Genomic DNA, 14,415 nt, shown 5'->3' with positions numbered 1-14,415 from the left:
CCTCACCTTGTTTACAAACCCCGGTCAGATCTGAACGTCAGACCGGCAAAGCGGTTGTCTTGAAGACGGTGCGCAGCGCAAACGAGCTTTGCATCTGCGCCACGCCCGGCAGGCGTGACAGGTATTGGCGATGAATGCGGGCAAAATCCTCGGTATTTTCAGCAACAACTTTCAGGATGTAATCTGCTGTTCCTGCCATCAGATGACATTCCAGCACATCCGGTATCCGAGCTACCGCTTTCTCAAAGGCATCCAGAACCTCTTCGGCCTGACCCTGCAGCGTGATTTCGACAAACACCGTCGTCGGCACGTTCATTTTGCGCGCATCCAGAAGCGCGACATAATTGCGGATATAGCCCTCGACCTCCAGCCGCTGCACACGCCGGTGACAGGCAGAAGGCGACAGATTGACCTGTTCCGACAATTCGGCATTCGACATGCGACCGTTTCGCTGAAGCGCGGCCAATATCTTTCGATCTGTCGTGTCAGTGCTCATCTGCACACGTCCTTTGCAAGAAACTCGGATAATACAGAAGATTCTCCCGGAAAAAAGCCCTTTGACACGTCATCTTTCACAGAAATTGCACATGCATATGCCCATAATTTAGGCAGTTTATGAACGGAGACGATATATGAAAATCGGTTGCCCCAAGGAAATCAAACCCCAGGAGTTCCGCGTTGGCATGACCCCGAACGCTGCTCAGGAGGCGGTCGCGCGCGGCCATGAGGTTGTGATCGAGACCGGAGCCGGGATCGGCGCGGGTTTTGACAACGACGCCTATGTCGCGGCCGGCGCCCGGATCTTAGACACTGCGGAAGAAGTCTTTGCGACCGCGGATATGATCGTCAAAGTCAAGGAACCACAGGCGGTCGAGCGCAAGATGCTGCGCGAAGGGCAACTGCTGTTCACCTATCTGCATCTGGCACCGGATCCAGATCAAACACATGACCTTTTGGCGTCGGGTTGCACGGCAATCGCATATGAGACCGTCACTGACGACAATGGTGGCTTGCCGCTTCTGGCGCCGATGTCCGAAGTTGCGGGCCGTCTGGCGCCACAAGTCGGATCATGGACCCTGCAAAAGGCCAATGGCGGTCGCGGCGTTCTGATGGGCGGTGTGCCCGGTGTCGGCCCCGCAAACGTGGTTGTGATCGGCGGCGGTGTCGTCGGCACCCATGCCGCAAAGATTGCGGCGGGAATGGGCGCGGATGTCACCGTGCTCGACCGGTCGCTGCCACGTCTGCGCTATCTCGACGATGTGTTTGGTGGTCAGTTCAAGAACCAGTATTCGACCGCTGGCGCAACAGCGGAACTGATCCAGACTGCCGATATGGTCATCGGTGCGGTTCTGATACCGGGCGCAGCGGCCCCAAAACTGGTCACCCGCACCCAGCTTTCGACAATGAAACCGGGTGCAGTGCTGGTGGATGTGGCCATTGACCAGGGTGGGTGTTTTGAGACGTCAAAGGCTACTACCCATGCCGATCCGATTTACGACGTCGATGGCATCATGCATTATTGCGTCGCCAACATGCCGGGAGCGGTTGCCCGAACCTCGACCATTGCCCTCGGCAACGCGACCATGCCCTTCATGCTGGCACTGGCCGACAAAGGGTGGAGGCAGGCGTGCCAAAACGATCCGCATCTGCTGGCTGGGCTGAACGTACATGCCGGTCAATTGACCTATTACGCGGTCGGAAAGGCGCTGGGGATCGACGTCGTCTCGCCGAATGTCGTCATCAAGGCATAAAAGCTCCCGCCCCTGAAATAGCTCTTTTGTAAGAGCCATTTACAGCGCGGCGCCCGGCCCAACGGGAGGAGGGCAAGTCATGCCCGATCGACGGGCGGGAGGCTTTACCCCTGTTTCTGGATTTCCACGGAATGTGGGTATGGAATTGAAACCCCCTTCGCGTCGAATGCCTCTTTCACGGTTTTGGTGAGCTCGAATTTGATGTCCCAATAATCCGCTGCGGCACACCAAAGACGTGCCGTCAGATCGACGGAGCTGTCACCCAGATTGGTCACGCGCACCCATGGCTCAGGATCGGTGTGGATCCTGTCATCGGCTTTGGCAATGTCCAAGATGATCTTCATCGCATCATCCGCGTTGTCCCCGTAATCTATGCCGAACACCAGATCGACGCGCCGTGTGTCATGTGCGGAATAATTGGTGATGATCGATCCCCAGGACTGACCATTGGGCACAATGATCTGCACATTGTCCGGCGTTACCAACTCTGTGGTAAAGAGGTTGAGGTCTTTCACGGTGCCCGCTGTTCCGCCGATATCCACAAACTGGCCCAGCTTGTAGGGGCGGAAAACCACCAGCATCACCCCAGCTGCCAAATCGCTCAGCGTTCCCTGCAGCGCCAGGCCGATGGCCAAAGATGCGGCACCCAGAATGGCAACGATACTTGTCGCCTCGATCCCGAAGATGCCAAGGACTGCAACCAATACAATCGCGAGAATGACCCATTTCACCACGCTGGCAACGAAATTGCCCAGGGTCGGGTCAATTTGCGGCGTCGCGTTGATCCGGCGCCGGACCATGCCCGCTATTGCACCCGCCACGATCCAGCCAATGATAAGAACAATCAGCGCCTTTATGGCGCTCATAATCAGGGGTGCAAAGGCACCCACCTGCGTCACGACATCCTCCACGCGCGTCTCCTTTATTACAGCAACGAACCCGCGCTGATTGCGCGAGGGTCATTAGATTCTGATGGATAAACCGCCTTCGGTCTAGGGGCGAGACTCGCGGGTATTCCCCGCTGTTTGCTGACGAACATCGATTGACCGGTCTCGCACACGGTTCGGTCTTACAATTTGACCGACGGTTGGCTAACTCTGTCCCTACTGCCCGAACAGGAGCGTATCATGCTGGACACCACTTCCTTTCCGATCATGGCCAGATGGCCAGCCAAGTTCCCCGACCGGATTCAACTCTATTCGTATCCAACCCCCAACGGGGTCAAAGCGTCGATCATGCTGGAAGAAACGGGCCTGCCATACGAAGCCCACAAGGTCACACTGTCGGATGTTGACGTCAAAAGCCCGGAGTTCCTGTCTTTGAACCCGAACAACAAAATCCCGGCGATCATTGACCCGAATGGCCCGGACGGGGAGCCGATTGGCCTGTTCGAGAGCGGTGCAATACTCTTGTATTTGGCAGAGAAGACCGGCCAGTTACAGGGCCAAAGCAAGGCCGATAAGCATCGCATTACGCAATGGCTGATGTTCCAGATGGGCGGCGTTGGGCCGATGTTCGGGCAACTTGGCTACTTCCACAAATTCGCCGGCAGCGAGATCGAAGATCCGCGTCCGCGCGAACGCTATATCAACGAAGCCAAGCGGCTTTTGAACGTCCTGAACACGCAATTGGATGGGCAGGACTGGATTGCCGGCGAGTTTTCCATTGCTGACATCGCCATCGCGCCCTGGCTGCGCGGGCTGGACTTCTACAATGCCAAGGACGTTGTGGGATGGGACGAGCATGCCCATGTCGGGGCCTATCTTGACCGCTTTCTGGAGCGTCCTGCAGTCCAGAAAGGATTGGTTACACCCGCGCGGGACTAAGCGTTTCAAAAGGTGGGCGCCCAGAGGCATCCACCTGTCAGACATTTGGGTTTAACCCGGCAGTTTTCCCGTCAGAACATAGCGCAGGATTTCGACGACCTGACGCGGTTCTTCGGCGACGGCCAAAGCGGCCGCATCAACCTCTTTCAGCGCGTGCTGGTGATCCGCGCCATGCAGCACGATGATCGACTTGCCGAGCGCGGAAGCATAGCCCGCATCAAAAGCAGCGTTCCATTGCTTGTATTTGTCGCCAAAGCGCACCACGATAACATCCGCGTCGGCGATGCCTTTTCGGGTGCGGATGGCATTGACCATCGCCCCCTTGTGGTCATGCCAATACTTCTTTGGCTCTGCGCCCAGAACGGCAACGCCGCAATCGTCGCTGGCTGCGTGATCGGTCACGGGGCTGTTGAAAGTAACGTCCAGCCCCTGTGCTCCATCGATGATCTGTTCACGCCAGTCGGTGTGGATTTCTCCGGACAGGTAGACGTTCAGTCCCATGGCAAGCTCCGCTAGTGTTGCACAACCTACTTAAATCGCAATCGAGCAAAGCCCAACGCGGAATTTGCAGAGTCCCACGGAACTTTTGTCACACCTTGCGGGCCACCAGGTATCGAGAGGGGGGGAGTTGCCGGAAAACTCCCGCGTTCGACAATCTCGAACCCAGCATCGGTGACGGCGGTTTCAAGAGTCTCGATATCAAGTTGGTTGACGAATGGGGCTTTGCCGACAAGCTGCATCACCGGCAGCAAGAGCTTGAGCAAACCAAACTTGAACCCCAGACCGCCTTCAGCAAGGCATGGCGTTTTTGAAATAAACAATCCACCCGATGCCAGTTGCGCGTGAACGCTTGCAAACGTACTATCGACATCCGGCACAAGGTGAAACAGGTTAAACCCAAGGATTGCATCATAGGTCTGCCTCTGGTTCGGCGCGGCAACGTCCACGTTTCTGAACGAGATGTTGTGCACCCCGTCCGCTTTTGCCTTTTCCCGGCCAAAGTCCAACATGCCTTCGGAAAAATCACTCGCTGTAATATGTGCGACTGAGGGGGCGAGTAACAGGGCGGTCGATCCCGTTCCGCAGCCCAGTTCCAAGACGTTGCGCTGCTTTGACAGATAGGACCGTGTCCGTCCCAGCGTGTATTCGTAAGACTCCATGTCGCGAATGGGTGAACGCGAATATTTTCCGGCAATGCCGTCCCAGAACTGAGCAGTCGTCGTTGCCATGATCAATCTCCTTTCCGGCTCATTTACTCATGCGCAAATCGAATATGAATTGCCGAAATGCGCAGACACCTTATACATATTTGTATGTCCAAACTTGGGGATTTTGACTGGAACCACATCCGGGCGTTTCTGGCGACCGCAGAAACCGGATCGCTGTCGGCAGCCGCTCGTCAATTGGGACAGACTCAGCCAACGCTCAGCCGCCAGATCGCGGCGCTTGAGGCGGATCTGGGCATTTTGTTGTTTGAACGGGTTGGTCGAACGCTCGAGATCACACAGGCCGGTTCGGAGTTGCTGGATCATACGCGCATAATGGGCGACGCCGCCAATCGCATTGCACTGACGGCGTCCGGACAGGCGCAATCTATTGAGGGGCTGGTCCGCATCACTGCCAGCGATGTGATGTCGGCCTACATTCTCCCGGATTTATTGCGACAAGTGCGCGCGCAGGCCCCGCGCCTGCGGATCGATGTCATCGCATCAAACGACATCCAGGATCTGATGCGACGCGAGGCCGATATCGCGATACGCCATGTGCGCCCCGATCAACCCGATCTGATCGCCAAGCTGGTGCAAGAGGCTGCCGGTCATTTCTACGCCTCAAGCGCGTATCTCGACCGGGCGGGACGTCCTGGCTCAAAACGCGCCTTGTCGCAGCATGAATTCATCAGTTTTGGTGACACCGATCAGATGATTGCGTATCTGAAGCCGCTTGGCATTCATTTGACTCACGAGAATTTCCGGCTTGGATCGCATAATGGAATCGTGGCCTGGGAATATGCCCGACAAGGTTTTGGCATCGCGCCGATGATCGATACGGTAGGCGATGCAACGCTTGGCGTGGAACGCATACTGCCAGAGATGGGGCCGATCACGTTTCCGATCTGGCTGACCACCCATCGCGAGTTGCACACCAGTCGCCGCATCCGATTGGTTTTTGACCTGCTGGCGGATCACTTCTCTAAATGAAAACGCGCCCAAAGGCGCGTCGTTCGGTCTGAAGCCTTTCAGCCGCGTAAAACGCCGCCGGTGGCTTTGGTGACCTTGGCGATGATCTTCTCCGCGACCGCTTCGATATCTTTGTCCTTGAGCGTGGCATCCAGCGGCTGCAGGCGTACGGTGATGGCCAGGGATTTCTTGCCCTCGCCAACGCTGCCACCGATGAATTCGTCAAAAACACGCACGTCTTCGATCAACGCCTTGTCCGCACCCGCCGCCGCATTGACCAGAGTCAGCGCTTCGACATCCTCGTCGACGACAAACGCAAAGTCGCGCTCAACCGACTGCAGATCGCGCATTTCCAATGCCGAGCGCGTTGCGCCCGATTTGCGCGGCATTGGAACGTGATCCGGCCAGATCGTGAAGGCGACTGCCGGTCCTTTAACGTCCAGCGCCTGCAAGACACGTGGATGCAATTCGCCAAAGACACCGAGCACCTTTTTCGGTCCGAGACAAATTCTGCCGTGCCGGTCGGGATGCCACCAGGCGTCACCGTCGCGCAGGATCTGGACCTTGGCTGGCGCGCCAATCGCGGTCAGCACGGCCTCGGCATCCGCTTTTGCATCGAACACGTCGACCGGGCGCGAAGCGCCGTGCACATCCTTGGGACCGTTGCGACCGACCAGCAGACCTGTGATCTGTGTGTTCTGTTCGCCGGGCTCGCCATCATGGAACACCGGCCCCACCTCGAACAACGCAACATCCGCGTACCCGCGCGCCTGATTGCGGGCCGCCGCTTGCAGCAGACCAGGCAGCAGGTCAGGGCGCATGTGGCTCATCTCGGACGAGATAGGGTTTTCCAGCATGGTTGCGTCATCGCCACCGCCAAATAGCGCAGCCGACGCCTGATCGATAAAGGTATAGCTGACGCATTCGTTGTAACCCAGCGCCGCGCATGTGCGCCGCGCCATGGACTGGCGACGCTGCGTCGGGGTCATGACCGGTTTTGGAATACCGGCGGCGACGCGCGGCAAAGGCTTGCCCTGCAGCTTGGTCAGCGACGCAATCCGCGCGACCTCTTCCACCAGATCGGCTTCACCCATGATATCGGGACGCCAGCTGGGCACATGCGCCATCTCACCCTCCAGACGGAACCCCAGACGGGTCAGGGTCTGACGCTGATCACTTTCCGGGATATCCATGCCAACCAGCGATTGCACACGTTCGGCATCCAGTTTGTACGCCCGCGCGTGCTTTGGCGCTTTACCGGCTTCAACCACATCTGACGCCTCACCGCCACAGATATCCAGGATCATCTGCGTTGCGTGCTCCAGCCCCTCAAGGGTGTATTCAGGATCCACTCCCCGCTCAAATCGATAGCGTGCGTCCGAGTTGATCTTGAGTGCGCGTCCTGTCAGAGCGATCTGGACATGATCCCAGAACGCGCTTTCCAGAAACACGTTGACCGTTTCCTCTGTACAGCCGGTTTCTGCACCGCCCATCACACCCGCGATGGATTCCGGACCCTTGTCGTCCGAAATCACCATCATACCGGGTTGCAGCGTGTATTCTTTCTCATCCAGTGCCACCAGCGTTTCGCCACCCTTGGCGCGATGCACCCGCAGGTTGCCCTGTACCTTGTCCGCATCAAACACGTGCAGAGGACGGTTGTGATCGAAGGTCATGTAATTGGTGATATCCACCAGCGCCGAGATCGGACGCAAACCAATTGCCTTTAACTGGTCCTGCAGCCATTGCGGGCTTGGGCCGTTTTTCACGCCTCGGATCATGCGTCCGGTGAAATGCGGGCAGTCGTCCAGCGTGTCCTTGTCAATCGACACTTTGATGGGGCTTTTGAAGTCTCCCGGCACCGGTATGTAATCCCGTACTTTCAGCGTGCCCAGGCCCCGTGCCGCCAAATCCCGCGCGATACCGGCCACGCCGAGCGCGTCCGGACGGTTCGGCGTGATCGCGATTTCGATCATCGGATCAATTTTGGACGGTTCGTTTTCGGCCAACCAATCGACAAACCGATCACCGACCTTGCCCGAGGGCAGTTCGATGATGCCGTCATGTTCGTCCGACAATTCCAGCTCGCGTTCCGAAGCCATCATGCCAAAGCTCTCAACGCCCCGGATCTTGCCGACGTTGATGGTGATATCCAGACCGGGGATATACATTCCCGGCTTGCAGACGACGACCGTGATCCCTTTGCGCGCGTTCGGCGCACCGCAGATGATCTGCAGATCGCCCTCATCGGTCTCAACCGTGCAGACTCGCAACTTGTCCGCGTCAGGATGTTTCTCGGCGTGTTTCACATATCCAAGTGTAAAACCCGCCAGCCGGTCAGCAGGGTTCACGATCTCTTCGACTTCCAGCCCGAGATCGGTCAGCGCTTCGGCAATCTCATCGACCGAAGCGTCGGTATCCAGGTGATCTTTCAGCCAGGACAGAGTGAATTTCATTGCAAGTGACCTTTTTGGGCAAACATCCAGTCGGCACAGGCAATGGCAAAGATTACGCCGGGGTGCAAGCGCTGCGCGTCACGGATAGGTGGGGGTGCGGCCCAAAAGCTCGTCCAGCTGCCGTCCGATCCAGCCATGGGGGATGAAATGCCCGCCCGGATGCGTGTCCAGCACCACCTGTCCCTGCGCGCAATCGGTCCACTCCACGCGGGTTAGGGTCAGGAACGGTTCGACGCTCCAATCCCCGCGCGGGGTCGCACCGTTGCAGCGGTATTTCTCGCGCCACAAGGCAACCGGATAGGTCGTGTCACCCCCAGGGCCAAAAGGGAAATCCATCACGGTATCGTCGGTTCCGTGTACATGCCTTGCCTGTCTGGGTGCCTGCGGGCAGTCCTCGGTCTGGCGAATGCTGCCCGCTACGGCCAGCAGGGCGGCGATGTCGTTGCCCGACTGACAGACATAGCGCCACGCCATGGCCCCGCCATAGGAATAGCCCGAGACATAGATGCGGTCAGGATCAATCGGATAGCGCTTGGCGACATCTTCCAGCACCGTATCCGCGAACGGCACGTCTTCCGTTTCCGACCGCCAGAAATCCCAGCTTTTGCCGAGTCCGTTTGGGGCCACCAGCAAAACCCCCCGCAGCTTGGTCGCGCCAGCGATCCTTTCGTGGTTCACCACCACGGTTCCCTGCCGCGCCCAGCCGTGGAAATGCAACAGCACTGGCAGAGGTGTTTTGCCATCCCACCCCTCCGGTTCCAGCACATGGTAAGAGCGGTCACCTATTTCACAGGCGGTATCGCCTTGGCAAGATTCGATGGCGATGGCTTGGGTGGCAGTCAGCAGCAAAAGGCAGAGCAGTCGGTAAATCATCTGTCGAACCCTAGCGAGCCAGCGCCCGCTGTCACGTCACAACCCCGTGGGAGTCTGTATCAAGCCGCGTGATCGCCAGACCCTGCGGGCCATTCGGCGAAGGCGCTTCCACTCATGCCTAAGTTCAATTCACAGATGGAAAATGCGCTTTCATGATCTCGGTTGAAAGAGTTAGGTCTTCGCCCAACAAATCAGCCCGCATCTGAACCAACATAGCGCTACGAGCTGCCATACAAGAGTTTCTGGCGTCTTCTCGTTGTGATTTCCATTCTTCGAAGTTATCACGTTTTAACGCGGCCCTATGGAACGTTAAATGACGATAGTTTTGCACCGCGTCAATATAGTTACGCGATGCAACGGCAGCTTCCATTGAGGAAAAGCATACGAAATCAGAAGCTGCTTGATGCAAAAACATTTGTTCACGTGAAGCCACCTCAAGGTCTTGGCTAACAATGGCGGTAAACAAACGATTCATTGCCGCAAGGTAGTCCCTACATGCGTTTCGTTGTTCGCGAACCAGTTCAAATTTATGGTCTCTTTCTTTTTGCCAAGGGTATGCGACAAACGCCACGATCAGGGCCGTAAGACTCGCTGTAACAGCCGCACCGAACGTCAAAATACCCTGAACAACTCGGGGGTCGAACTCGCTTAGCCAAAAGGTCACCGCGACAAACCACCATGCAGGTTCGGCATATCCAGCGCCGCAAACCCGTAGTGCCGCAGCCAGCGCAGGTCGCTATCAAAGAATGCCCGCAGATCGGGAATACCGTATTTCAGCATCGCCAGACGGTCGATACCGATGCCAAAGGCAAAGCCCTGATAGACCTCAGGATCAATCCCACCGGCGGCGATCACCTTGGGGTGGACCATGCCGGACCCCAGAATCTCCAGCCAGTCGTCGCCCTCACCGATCTTCAGCTGACCGCCCTCCCAGGAACAGCGGATATCGACCTCGGCCGACGGCTCGGTGAAGGGGAAGTGCGAGGCGCGGAAGCGCAACTCGACATCGTCGACCTCAAAGAACGCCTTCACGAACTCTTCCAGAACCCATTTCAGGTTCGCCATCGAGATATCTTTGTCCAGGGCCAGCCCTTCGACCTGATGGAACATCGGCGTGTGGGTCTGGTCATAGTCGGCACGATATACACCGCCCGGACAGATCACGCGGATCGGCGCGCCCTGTAGTTCCATCGACCGGATCTGCACCGGGGACGTATGGGTGCGCAAAACGTGCGGTGGGCGGTTATCGCCCTCGGCGCGGTGCATGTAGAACGTGTCCATCTCGGCCCGTGCGGGGTGGTGGCCGGGGATGTTCAGGGCGTCGAAGTTGTGCCAGTCGGTTTCAATCCGCGGCCCTTCGGCGACGGAGAATCCCAGTTCGGCAAAGATCGCGGTCAGTTCCTCCGTCGCCTGGCTGACCGGGTGGATCGAGCCCTGACGGCGCGCGCGGGTCGGCAGGGTGACATCCAGCCACTCAGTGCGCAAACGCTCATCCAGTGCCGCATCGGCAAGACCAGCCTTTTTTGCGGCCAGCGCTGAATTGATCTCATCCTTCAGTGCATTCAGGGCGGGGCCTGCGACCTGACGTTCCTCGGGCGTCATCTTGCCCAGCTCGCGCATCTTCAGCGCGACCTCGCCTTTTTTGCCCACTGCAGCGACGCGGATCGCCTCAAGCGCGTTTTCATCGCCTGCTTCTGCGATTTGGCCCAGATATTTTGCCTTAAGATCGTCCATGACGCCCTCTGAATTTGGTCGCCAACCTGCTATCGGCCCCGCCCTGCGAATGCAAGCCAGACCGCGCGGATCAGTAACTATACTCGGGATAAATCCGCGTCAGATCGCCTTGCCAATCTCCATTGTAGTGGTCCAGCAACTCGTCTGCCGGAACCTTGCCGGTTTCGAGACTGTCTTTGAGCGCATTCAGAAAATGCGTTTCATCCGGCACCAACCCGCCGGCTCCGGGGATGGCCCGAGATTTCAGACCGCCTTCGGCAATGGCCACCACCTCGCGCGCCAGATCGTGCATGCTGATCTCGCCGACCTGCGCCTGCAACCCATCCTTGGCGGCCTCGACCCGTAGAGCCTCGCGGGTTTCGGCGTCCCATCCCTTGACCAAATCCCAGGCCGCATCCAAAGCGCCCTGATCGTAGGTCAGGCCGACCCAGAAGGCCGGTAGGGCACACAGGCGCCGCCACGGGCCGCCATCGGCGCCGCGCATTTCCATGAACTTCTTGATTCGCGCCTCGGGGAAAGCGGTGGTCAGATGATCCGCCCAGTCGCTGAGTGTTGGTGTTTCCCCAGGCAGTGCGGGCAGTTTTCCCTGCAGGAAGTCCCGGAAAGACATGCCCAGCGCATCGATATACTTGCCGTCGCGATAGACGAAATACATCGGAACATCCAAAGCGTACTGGACATACCGCTCGAACCCAAAGCCGTCTTCGAAGACAAACGGCAGCATGCCTGTCCGGGCGTCGTCCAGATGCCGCCAGATGTAGCTGCGCCAGCTTTTCTGGCCGTTCACCTTGCCCTCAAAGAACGGCGAATTGGCGAACAGCGCCGTGGCAACCGGCTGCAAGGCCAACGCCACGCGCAGTTTCTGCACCATGTCCGCTTCGGATCCGAAGTCGATATTGACCTGCACGGTGCAGGTCCGGCGCATCATGGCGCGGCCCATGGTGCCGACTTTCTCCATGTAGTCATTCATCAGCCGATACCGCCCCTTGGGCATCAACGGCATCTCGTCATGGGTCCAGATCGGGGCCGCGCCCAGACCTATGAACCCCACGCCAATCTCGTCTGCGATATCCTTGACCTCACGCAGGTGGATATTCACCTCGTCGCACGTCTCGTGAATATTCTCCAGCGGCGCGCCCGACAGTTCCAGAGCGCCACCCGGTTCAAGACTGACATTGGCACCGTCCTTCTCAAGACCGATCAGATACCCACCTTCGCGCACTTCGCCCCAACCGTGCCGGTCCCGCAACCCTTCGAGAACGGCCACAATCGAGCGTGTGCCTTCGAATGGCAGTGGTTTGAGCGTGTCTTTGCAATAGCCGAATTTTTCGTGCTCGGTGCCAATGCGCCAGTCCTGTTTCGGTTTGCAACCGGATTCGAGATACTCGGCCAGTTGCTCATGGCGTTCGATCGGTCCGCCGCCGGACTGGGGGATGGACATGAACCGTGCTCCGATCCTGCTGTGTCTGTCTTGAAGGTCAGTGGTGGTCGCAAACGCAGCCCGTGTCAATGCAGCCGAAGATGGGCCGGGCGCGATGGGTGACGCTCCCAAATCACCACCGGATGCATCGCGCTGCCGTTCAGTTCTGCCAGCATTTGCTGGGTTTTGAGCCCCGGCAGGCTGGAGAACACATCAAACAGAGCCTCGGCCCCTTCCGCGTTCACCGGAATGTGAAGCGTTGGCTGACCGGGCTGATCCAGAACCCAGAGCGCCGGGCTGGACGTTGGGTCCAGCGCCAGACGTTCGATTTCGCGGGTGGCAACGGTGCCGCCGTCAAGAGGGCCGAAGTAAGTGATCTGGCCTTCATCAATGCTGACAACACCGGGACCACCCGCCCCGGTCCGAAAGCGCGCGCGTTGCACGCCAACAACAGCCAGAGCCAGTGCTATGGCGATCAAAACCCAGCCGATCCAACCCAGCAAACCACCCGGACCGGTGACCCAGCTGAGCCCGAGGATGAACACAAAAGCGGCAACAATCACTTCGCGCCAACGCCAAAGGGCCAGTTTTGCCTCGGGTCTCACAAAACTCATGGCTGCACCTTTTGTGGCTTTTCCAACAAGGCGATGCGGTACCATCCGACCTGCTCGAAACCCATGGCCTCGTAGACGCGTGCTGCAGGTGGGTTGTTGGCAAACAGGATGGCGGTGTTTGCCCCCTCCGCTTTCGCTTTTTGCAGCACTGCGGTTGTTACCTTGCGACCGAGCCCACGGTTGCGGTTCTTGCGTGGCACGAAGACACCGCCAACCTGAACCTGATCATCCACAGATGCGTTGATGGCAGCCATGGCGACCGGAGTATCGCCTTCCAGCATGACGATGGCTTTGCTGTTTTCAATTTCGGTGGTGACGCGATCAGCCGCCATGTCTCGCGCCTCTTGCCCTTTGGCTTGACCGGTATCCTCAAAGTAGTCCGCAAACCAGTTTTGCAGAATAGGTCGGTCTGCGCCAGAGACGGGGCGGTGAAGTACCCGAGCCGACGACAGTTTGCCCAGATCAAGGCGATAGAGCGGTTCGTCGTGAAGCAGACGGTAGTCCGCATTCCTCAGGTCCAGAGCGTTCAAAACGACCTTTACCTGACGTGCAGCCCCGGTCATGCCCAGAACGGTTTCATCTGCAATACACTCCGCGAAAGCGCGCGCTGCGTGAGGCATGCAATCAGGCAACTGGGCCATCAGGTACCCTTTTCTTGTGATCCCAAACACACCATCGATTTGGTCCTGTTCCCAGACGAAAAAACGCGTGGAATGGTCTGAGTCCCCGAAGCCGACGCCATGCGCCGCCAGATTGCTGCGTAGAAACATTGATGTTTCGGGATACGCGGCCAAAAACGCCTCGATCGCCGGAGCGTCGGCAGCAGTCGCCTCTCGAATCACGCCCAATCCCCCAAGGCCTGCTGCCACATAGTCAACGCCGCAACCGCCGCCGTATCAGCACGCAGGATACGGGGTCCAAGACTGACCACATGTGCGAATGGTAACGCCGTCAGCCGGTCCCGTTCCCTACAAGAGAAACCCCCTTCGGGACCTATGAGAATGGCCCACGGTCGATCTTTGTTATTGCTGGCCAGCCTAAGGCTCGAACCGACTTCGGCCTCATTACAGAACATCAGTTGGCGATCCTCGGGCCAATTGTCTAAGACCCGGTCCAGCTTTTGGAGATCCGCAACCTCGGGCACGAAGGTCCCGCCGCACTGTTCGGCGGCCTCAACGGCGTGGGCTTGCAACCGGTCCTGCCGGATGCGCTCGGAATTGGTGAACTCGGTCTGGACCGGTAGTATCCGCGCCGCGCCCATTTCCGCCGCCTTTTCAACGATGAAATCGGTACGCGCCTTTTTGATCGGCGCAAACAGAAACCACAGATCGGGCGGTAGCTGCAGCGGCTTGGTTTGATCGATAGAGTGCAACACCCCGCCGCGCTTGCCGGTCTCGGCAACCTCTGCCAGCCATTCGCCATCATGCCCGTTGAACAGCGCGACATGGGCGCCAACCGACAACCGCATGACGCCGAACAGATAATGCGCCTGTTCGCGCGTCAAAGGAACCGATTGCCCCGGACCCAAGGGCTGATCTACATACAGTCTGATCTTCGCAGTCAT

The 14,415-nt window shown here is 58.2% G+C and carries 15 protein-coding genes; 3 read left to right on the top strand and 12 right to left on the bottom strand.

Features of this window, described 5'->3' with window-relative positions:
* Positions 1-37: 37 nt before the first annotated feature.
* Entirely contained in the window at positions 38-496 is a 459-nt protein-coding gene (locus tag ACR3ES_RS06065; protein WP_170427482.1) for an Lrp/AsnC family transcriptional regulator, read from the bottom strand.
* Positions 497-632: 136 nt separating this feature from the next.
* Here ACR3ES_RS06065 and ald point away from each other — a divergent pair, with 136 nt between their 5' ends.
* The gene (gene ald, locus ACR3ES_RS06060) at positions 633-1,751 is read left to right on the top strand and encodes an alanine dehydrogenase (RefSeq protein WP_170427485.1); all 1,119 of its coding nucleotides are present in this window, start codon (positions 633-635) and stop codon (positions 1,749-1,751) included.
* Between the two features lie 104 nt (positions 1,752-1,855).
* Here ald and ACR3ES_RS06055 read toward each other — a convergent pair whose 3' ends face one another.
* Positions 1,856-2,662, bottom strand: coding sequence for a mechanosensitive ion channel domain-containing protein (locus ACR3ES_RS06055; protein ID WP_170427486.1), 807 nt, complete (start codon positions 2,660-2,662; stop codon positions 1,856-1,858).
* 216 nt (positions 2,663-2,878) lie between these two features.
* Here ACR3ES_RS06055 and ACR3ES_RS06050 point away from each other — a divergent pair, with 216 nt between their 5' ends.
* A complete protein-coding gene (locus ACR3ES_RS06050; protein WP_170427488.1) occupies positions 2,879-3,577 on the top strand; it encodes a glutathione S-transferase N-terminal domain-containing protein in 699 nt (232 codons plus the stop codon).
* A 51-nt stretch (positions 3,578-3,628) separates the two neighbouring features.
* Here the strand turns inward: ACR3ES_RS06050 and ACR3ES_RS06045 are convergent, their stop codons facing one another.
* Together ACR3ES_RS06045 and ACR3ES_RS06040 are read right to left on the bottom strand one after the other, a co-directional pair.
* Complete coding sequence (locus ACR3ES_RS06045) at positions 3,629-4,078, bottom strand: YtoQ family protein (protein ID WP_170427490.1); 450 nt, start codon at positions 4,076-4,078, stop codon at positions 3,629-3,631.
* Positions 4,079-4,104: 26 nt separating this feature from the next.
* Positions 4,105-4,806 carry a class I SAM-dependent methyltransferase gene (locus tag ACR3ES_RS06040; RefSeq protein WP_480425025.1) on the bottom strand — a complete coding sequence of 234 codons (702 nt, stop codon included), beginning with the start codon at positions 4,804-4,806 and terminating at the stop codon, positions 4,105-4,107.
* Between the two features lie 84 nt (positions 4,807-4,890).
* Here ACR3ES_RS06040 and ACR3ES_RS06035 point away from each other — a divergent pair, with 84 nt between their 5' ends.
* Positions 4,891-5,775: a LysR family transcriptional regulator gene (locus ACR3ES_RS06035; protein WP_170427492.1), complete on the top strand. Its 885-nt coding sequence runs from the start codon at positions 4,891-4,893 to the stop codon at positions 5,773-5,775.
* Between the two features lie 38 nt (positions 5,776-5,813).
* Here ACR3ES_RS06035 and pheT read toward each other — a convergent pair whose 3' ends face one another.
* The 8 genes from pheT to ACR3ES_RS05995 all read right to left on the bottom strand — a co-directional run bounded on the left by pheT (position 5,814) and on the right by ACR3ES_RS05995 (position 14,415).
* Positions 5,814-8,210 carry a phenylalanine--tRNA ligase subunit beta gene (pheT, locus tag ACR3ES_RS06030; RefSeq protein WP_170427494.1) on the bottom strand — a complete coding sequence of 799 codons (2,397 nt, stop codon included), beginning with the start codon at positions 8,208-8,210 and terminating at the stop codon, positions 5,814-5,816.
* Between the two features lie 78 nt (positions 8,211-8,288).
* Positions 8,289-9,083: a prolyl oligopeptidase family serine peptidase gene (locus ACR3ES_RS06025; protein WP_170427496.1), complete on the bottom strand. Its 795-nt coding sequence runs from the start codon at positions 9,081-9,083 to the stop codon at positions 8,289-8,291.
* Positions 9,084-9,207: 124 nt separating this feature from the next.
* Entirely contained in the window at positions 9,208-9,747 is a 540-nt protein-coding gene (locus ACR3ES_RS06020; RefSeq protein WP_170427498.1) for a hypothetical protein, read from the bottom strand.
* Complete coding sequence (gene pheS / locus ACR3ES_RS06015; protein WP_170427501.1) at positions 9,744-10,817, bottom strand: phenylalanine--tRNA ligase subunit alpha; 1,074 nt, start codon at positions 10,815-10,817, stop codon at positions 9,744-9,746. The genes ACR3ES_RS06020 and pheS overlap by 4 nt, the downstream gene beginning before the upstream one ends.
* A 70-nt stretch (positions 10,818-10,887) precedes the next feature.
* Positions 10,888-12,258, bottom strand: a complete 1,371-nt coding sequence (locus ACR3ES_RS06010) for a glutamate--cysteine ligase (protein ID WP_170427504.1) — start codon at positions 12,256-12,258, stop codon at positions 10,888-10,890.
* 65 nt (positions 12,259-12,323) lie between these two features.
* A complete protein-coding gene (locus ACR3ES_RS06005) occupies positions 12,324-12,851 on the bottom strand; it encodes a hypothetical protein (protein ID WP_170427507.1) in 528 nt (175 codons plus the stop codon).
* Positions 12,848-13,720, bottom strand: a complete 873-nt coding sequence (locus ACR3ES_RS06000) for a GNAT family N-acetyltransferase (protein ID WP_480458650.1) — start codon at positions 13,718-13,720, stop codon at positions 12,848-12,850. Before ACR3ES_RS06000 ends, ACR3ES_RS06005 begins: the two co-directional genes overlap by 4 nt.
* A complete protein-coding gene (locus ACR3ES_RS05995) occupies positions 13,690-14,415 on the bottom strand; it encodes a 16S rRNA (uracil(1498)-N(3))-methyltransferase (RefSeq protein ID WP_170427513.1) in 726 nt (241 codons plus the stop codon). The genes ACR3ES_RS06000 and ACR3ES_RS05995 overlap by 31 nt, the downstream gene beginning before the upstream one ends.

The organism is Ruegeria sp. B1, assembly GCF_056535885.1.
The sequence above is the reverse complement of the archived record's forward strand: the minus strand, read 5'-3'. Positions and strand labels throughout refer to the sequence as shown.

What these genes read in the sequence shown, in the direction of transcription:
- ACR3ES_RS06065 (WP_170427482.1), bottom strand. Translation starts at nt 496, where the DNA reads ATGAGCACTGACACGACAGATCGAAAGATATTGGCCGCGCTTCAGCGA.
- ald (WP_170427485.1), top strand. Translation starts at nt 633, where the DNA reads ATGAAAATCGGTTGCCCCAAGGAAATCAAACCCCAGGAGTTCCGCGTT.
- ACR3ES_RS06050 (WP_170427488.1), top strand. Translation starts at nt 2,879, where the DNA reads ATGCTGGACACCACTTCCTTTCCGATCATGGCCAGATGGCCAGCCAAG.
- ACR3ES_RS06045 (WP_170427490.1), bottom strand. Translation starts at nt 4,078, where the DNA reads ATGGGACTGAACGTCTACCTGTCCGGAGAAATCCACACCGACTGGCGT.
- ACR3ES_RS06040 (WP_480425025.1), bottom strand. Translation starts at nt 4,806, where the DNA reads ATGGCAACGACGACTGCTCAGTTCTGGGACGGCATTGCCGGAAAATAT.
- ACR3ES_RS06035 (WP_170427492.1), top strand. Translation starts at nt 4,891, where the DNA reads ATGTCCAAACTTGGGGATTTTGACTGGAACCACATCCGGGCGTTTCTG.
- pheT (WP_170427494.1), bottom strand. Translation starts at nt 8,210, where the DNA reads ATGAAATTCACTCTGTCCTGGCTGAAAGATCACCTGGATACCGACGCT.
- ACR3ES_RS06025 (WP_170427496.1), bottom strand. Translation starts at nt 9,083, where the DNA reads ATGATTTACCGACTGCTCTGCCTTTTGCTGCTGACTGCCACCCAAGCC.
- pheS (WP_170427501.1), bottom strand. Translation starts at nt 10,817, where the DNA reads ATGGACGATCTTAAGGCAAAATATCTGGGCCAAATCGCAGAAGCAGGC.
- ACR3ES_RS06010 (WP_170427504.1), bottom strand. Translation starts at nt 12,258, where the DNA reads ATGTCCATCCCCCAGTCCGGCGGCGGACCGATCGAACGCCATGAGCAA.
- ACR3ES_RS06005 (WP_170427507.1), bottom strand. Translation starts at nt 12,851, where the DNA reads ATGAGTTTTGTGAGACCCGAGGCAAAACTGGCCCTTTGGCGTTGGCGC.
- ACR3ES_RS05995 (WP_170427513.1), bottom strand. Translation starts at nt 14,415, where the DNA reads ATGACTGCGAAGATCAGACTGTATGTAGATCAGCCCTTGGGTCCGGGG.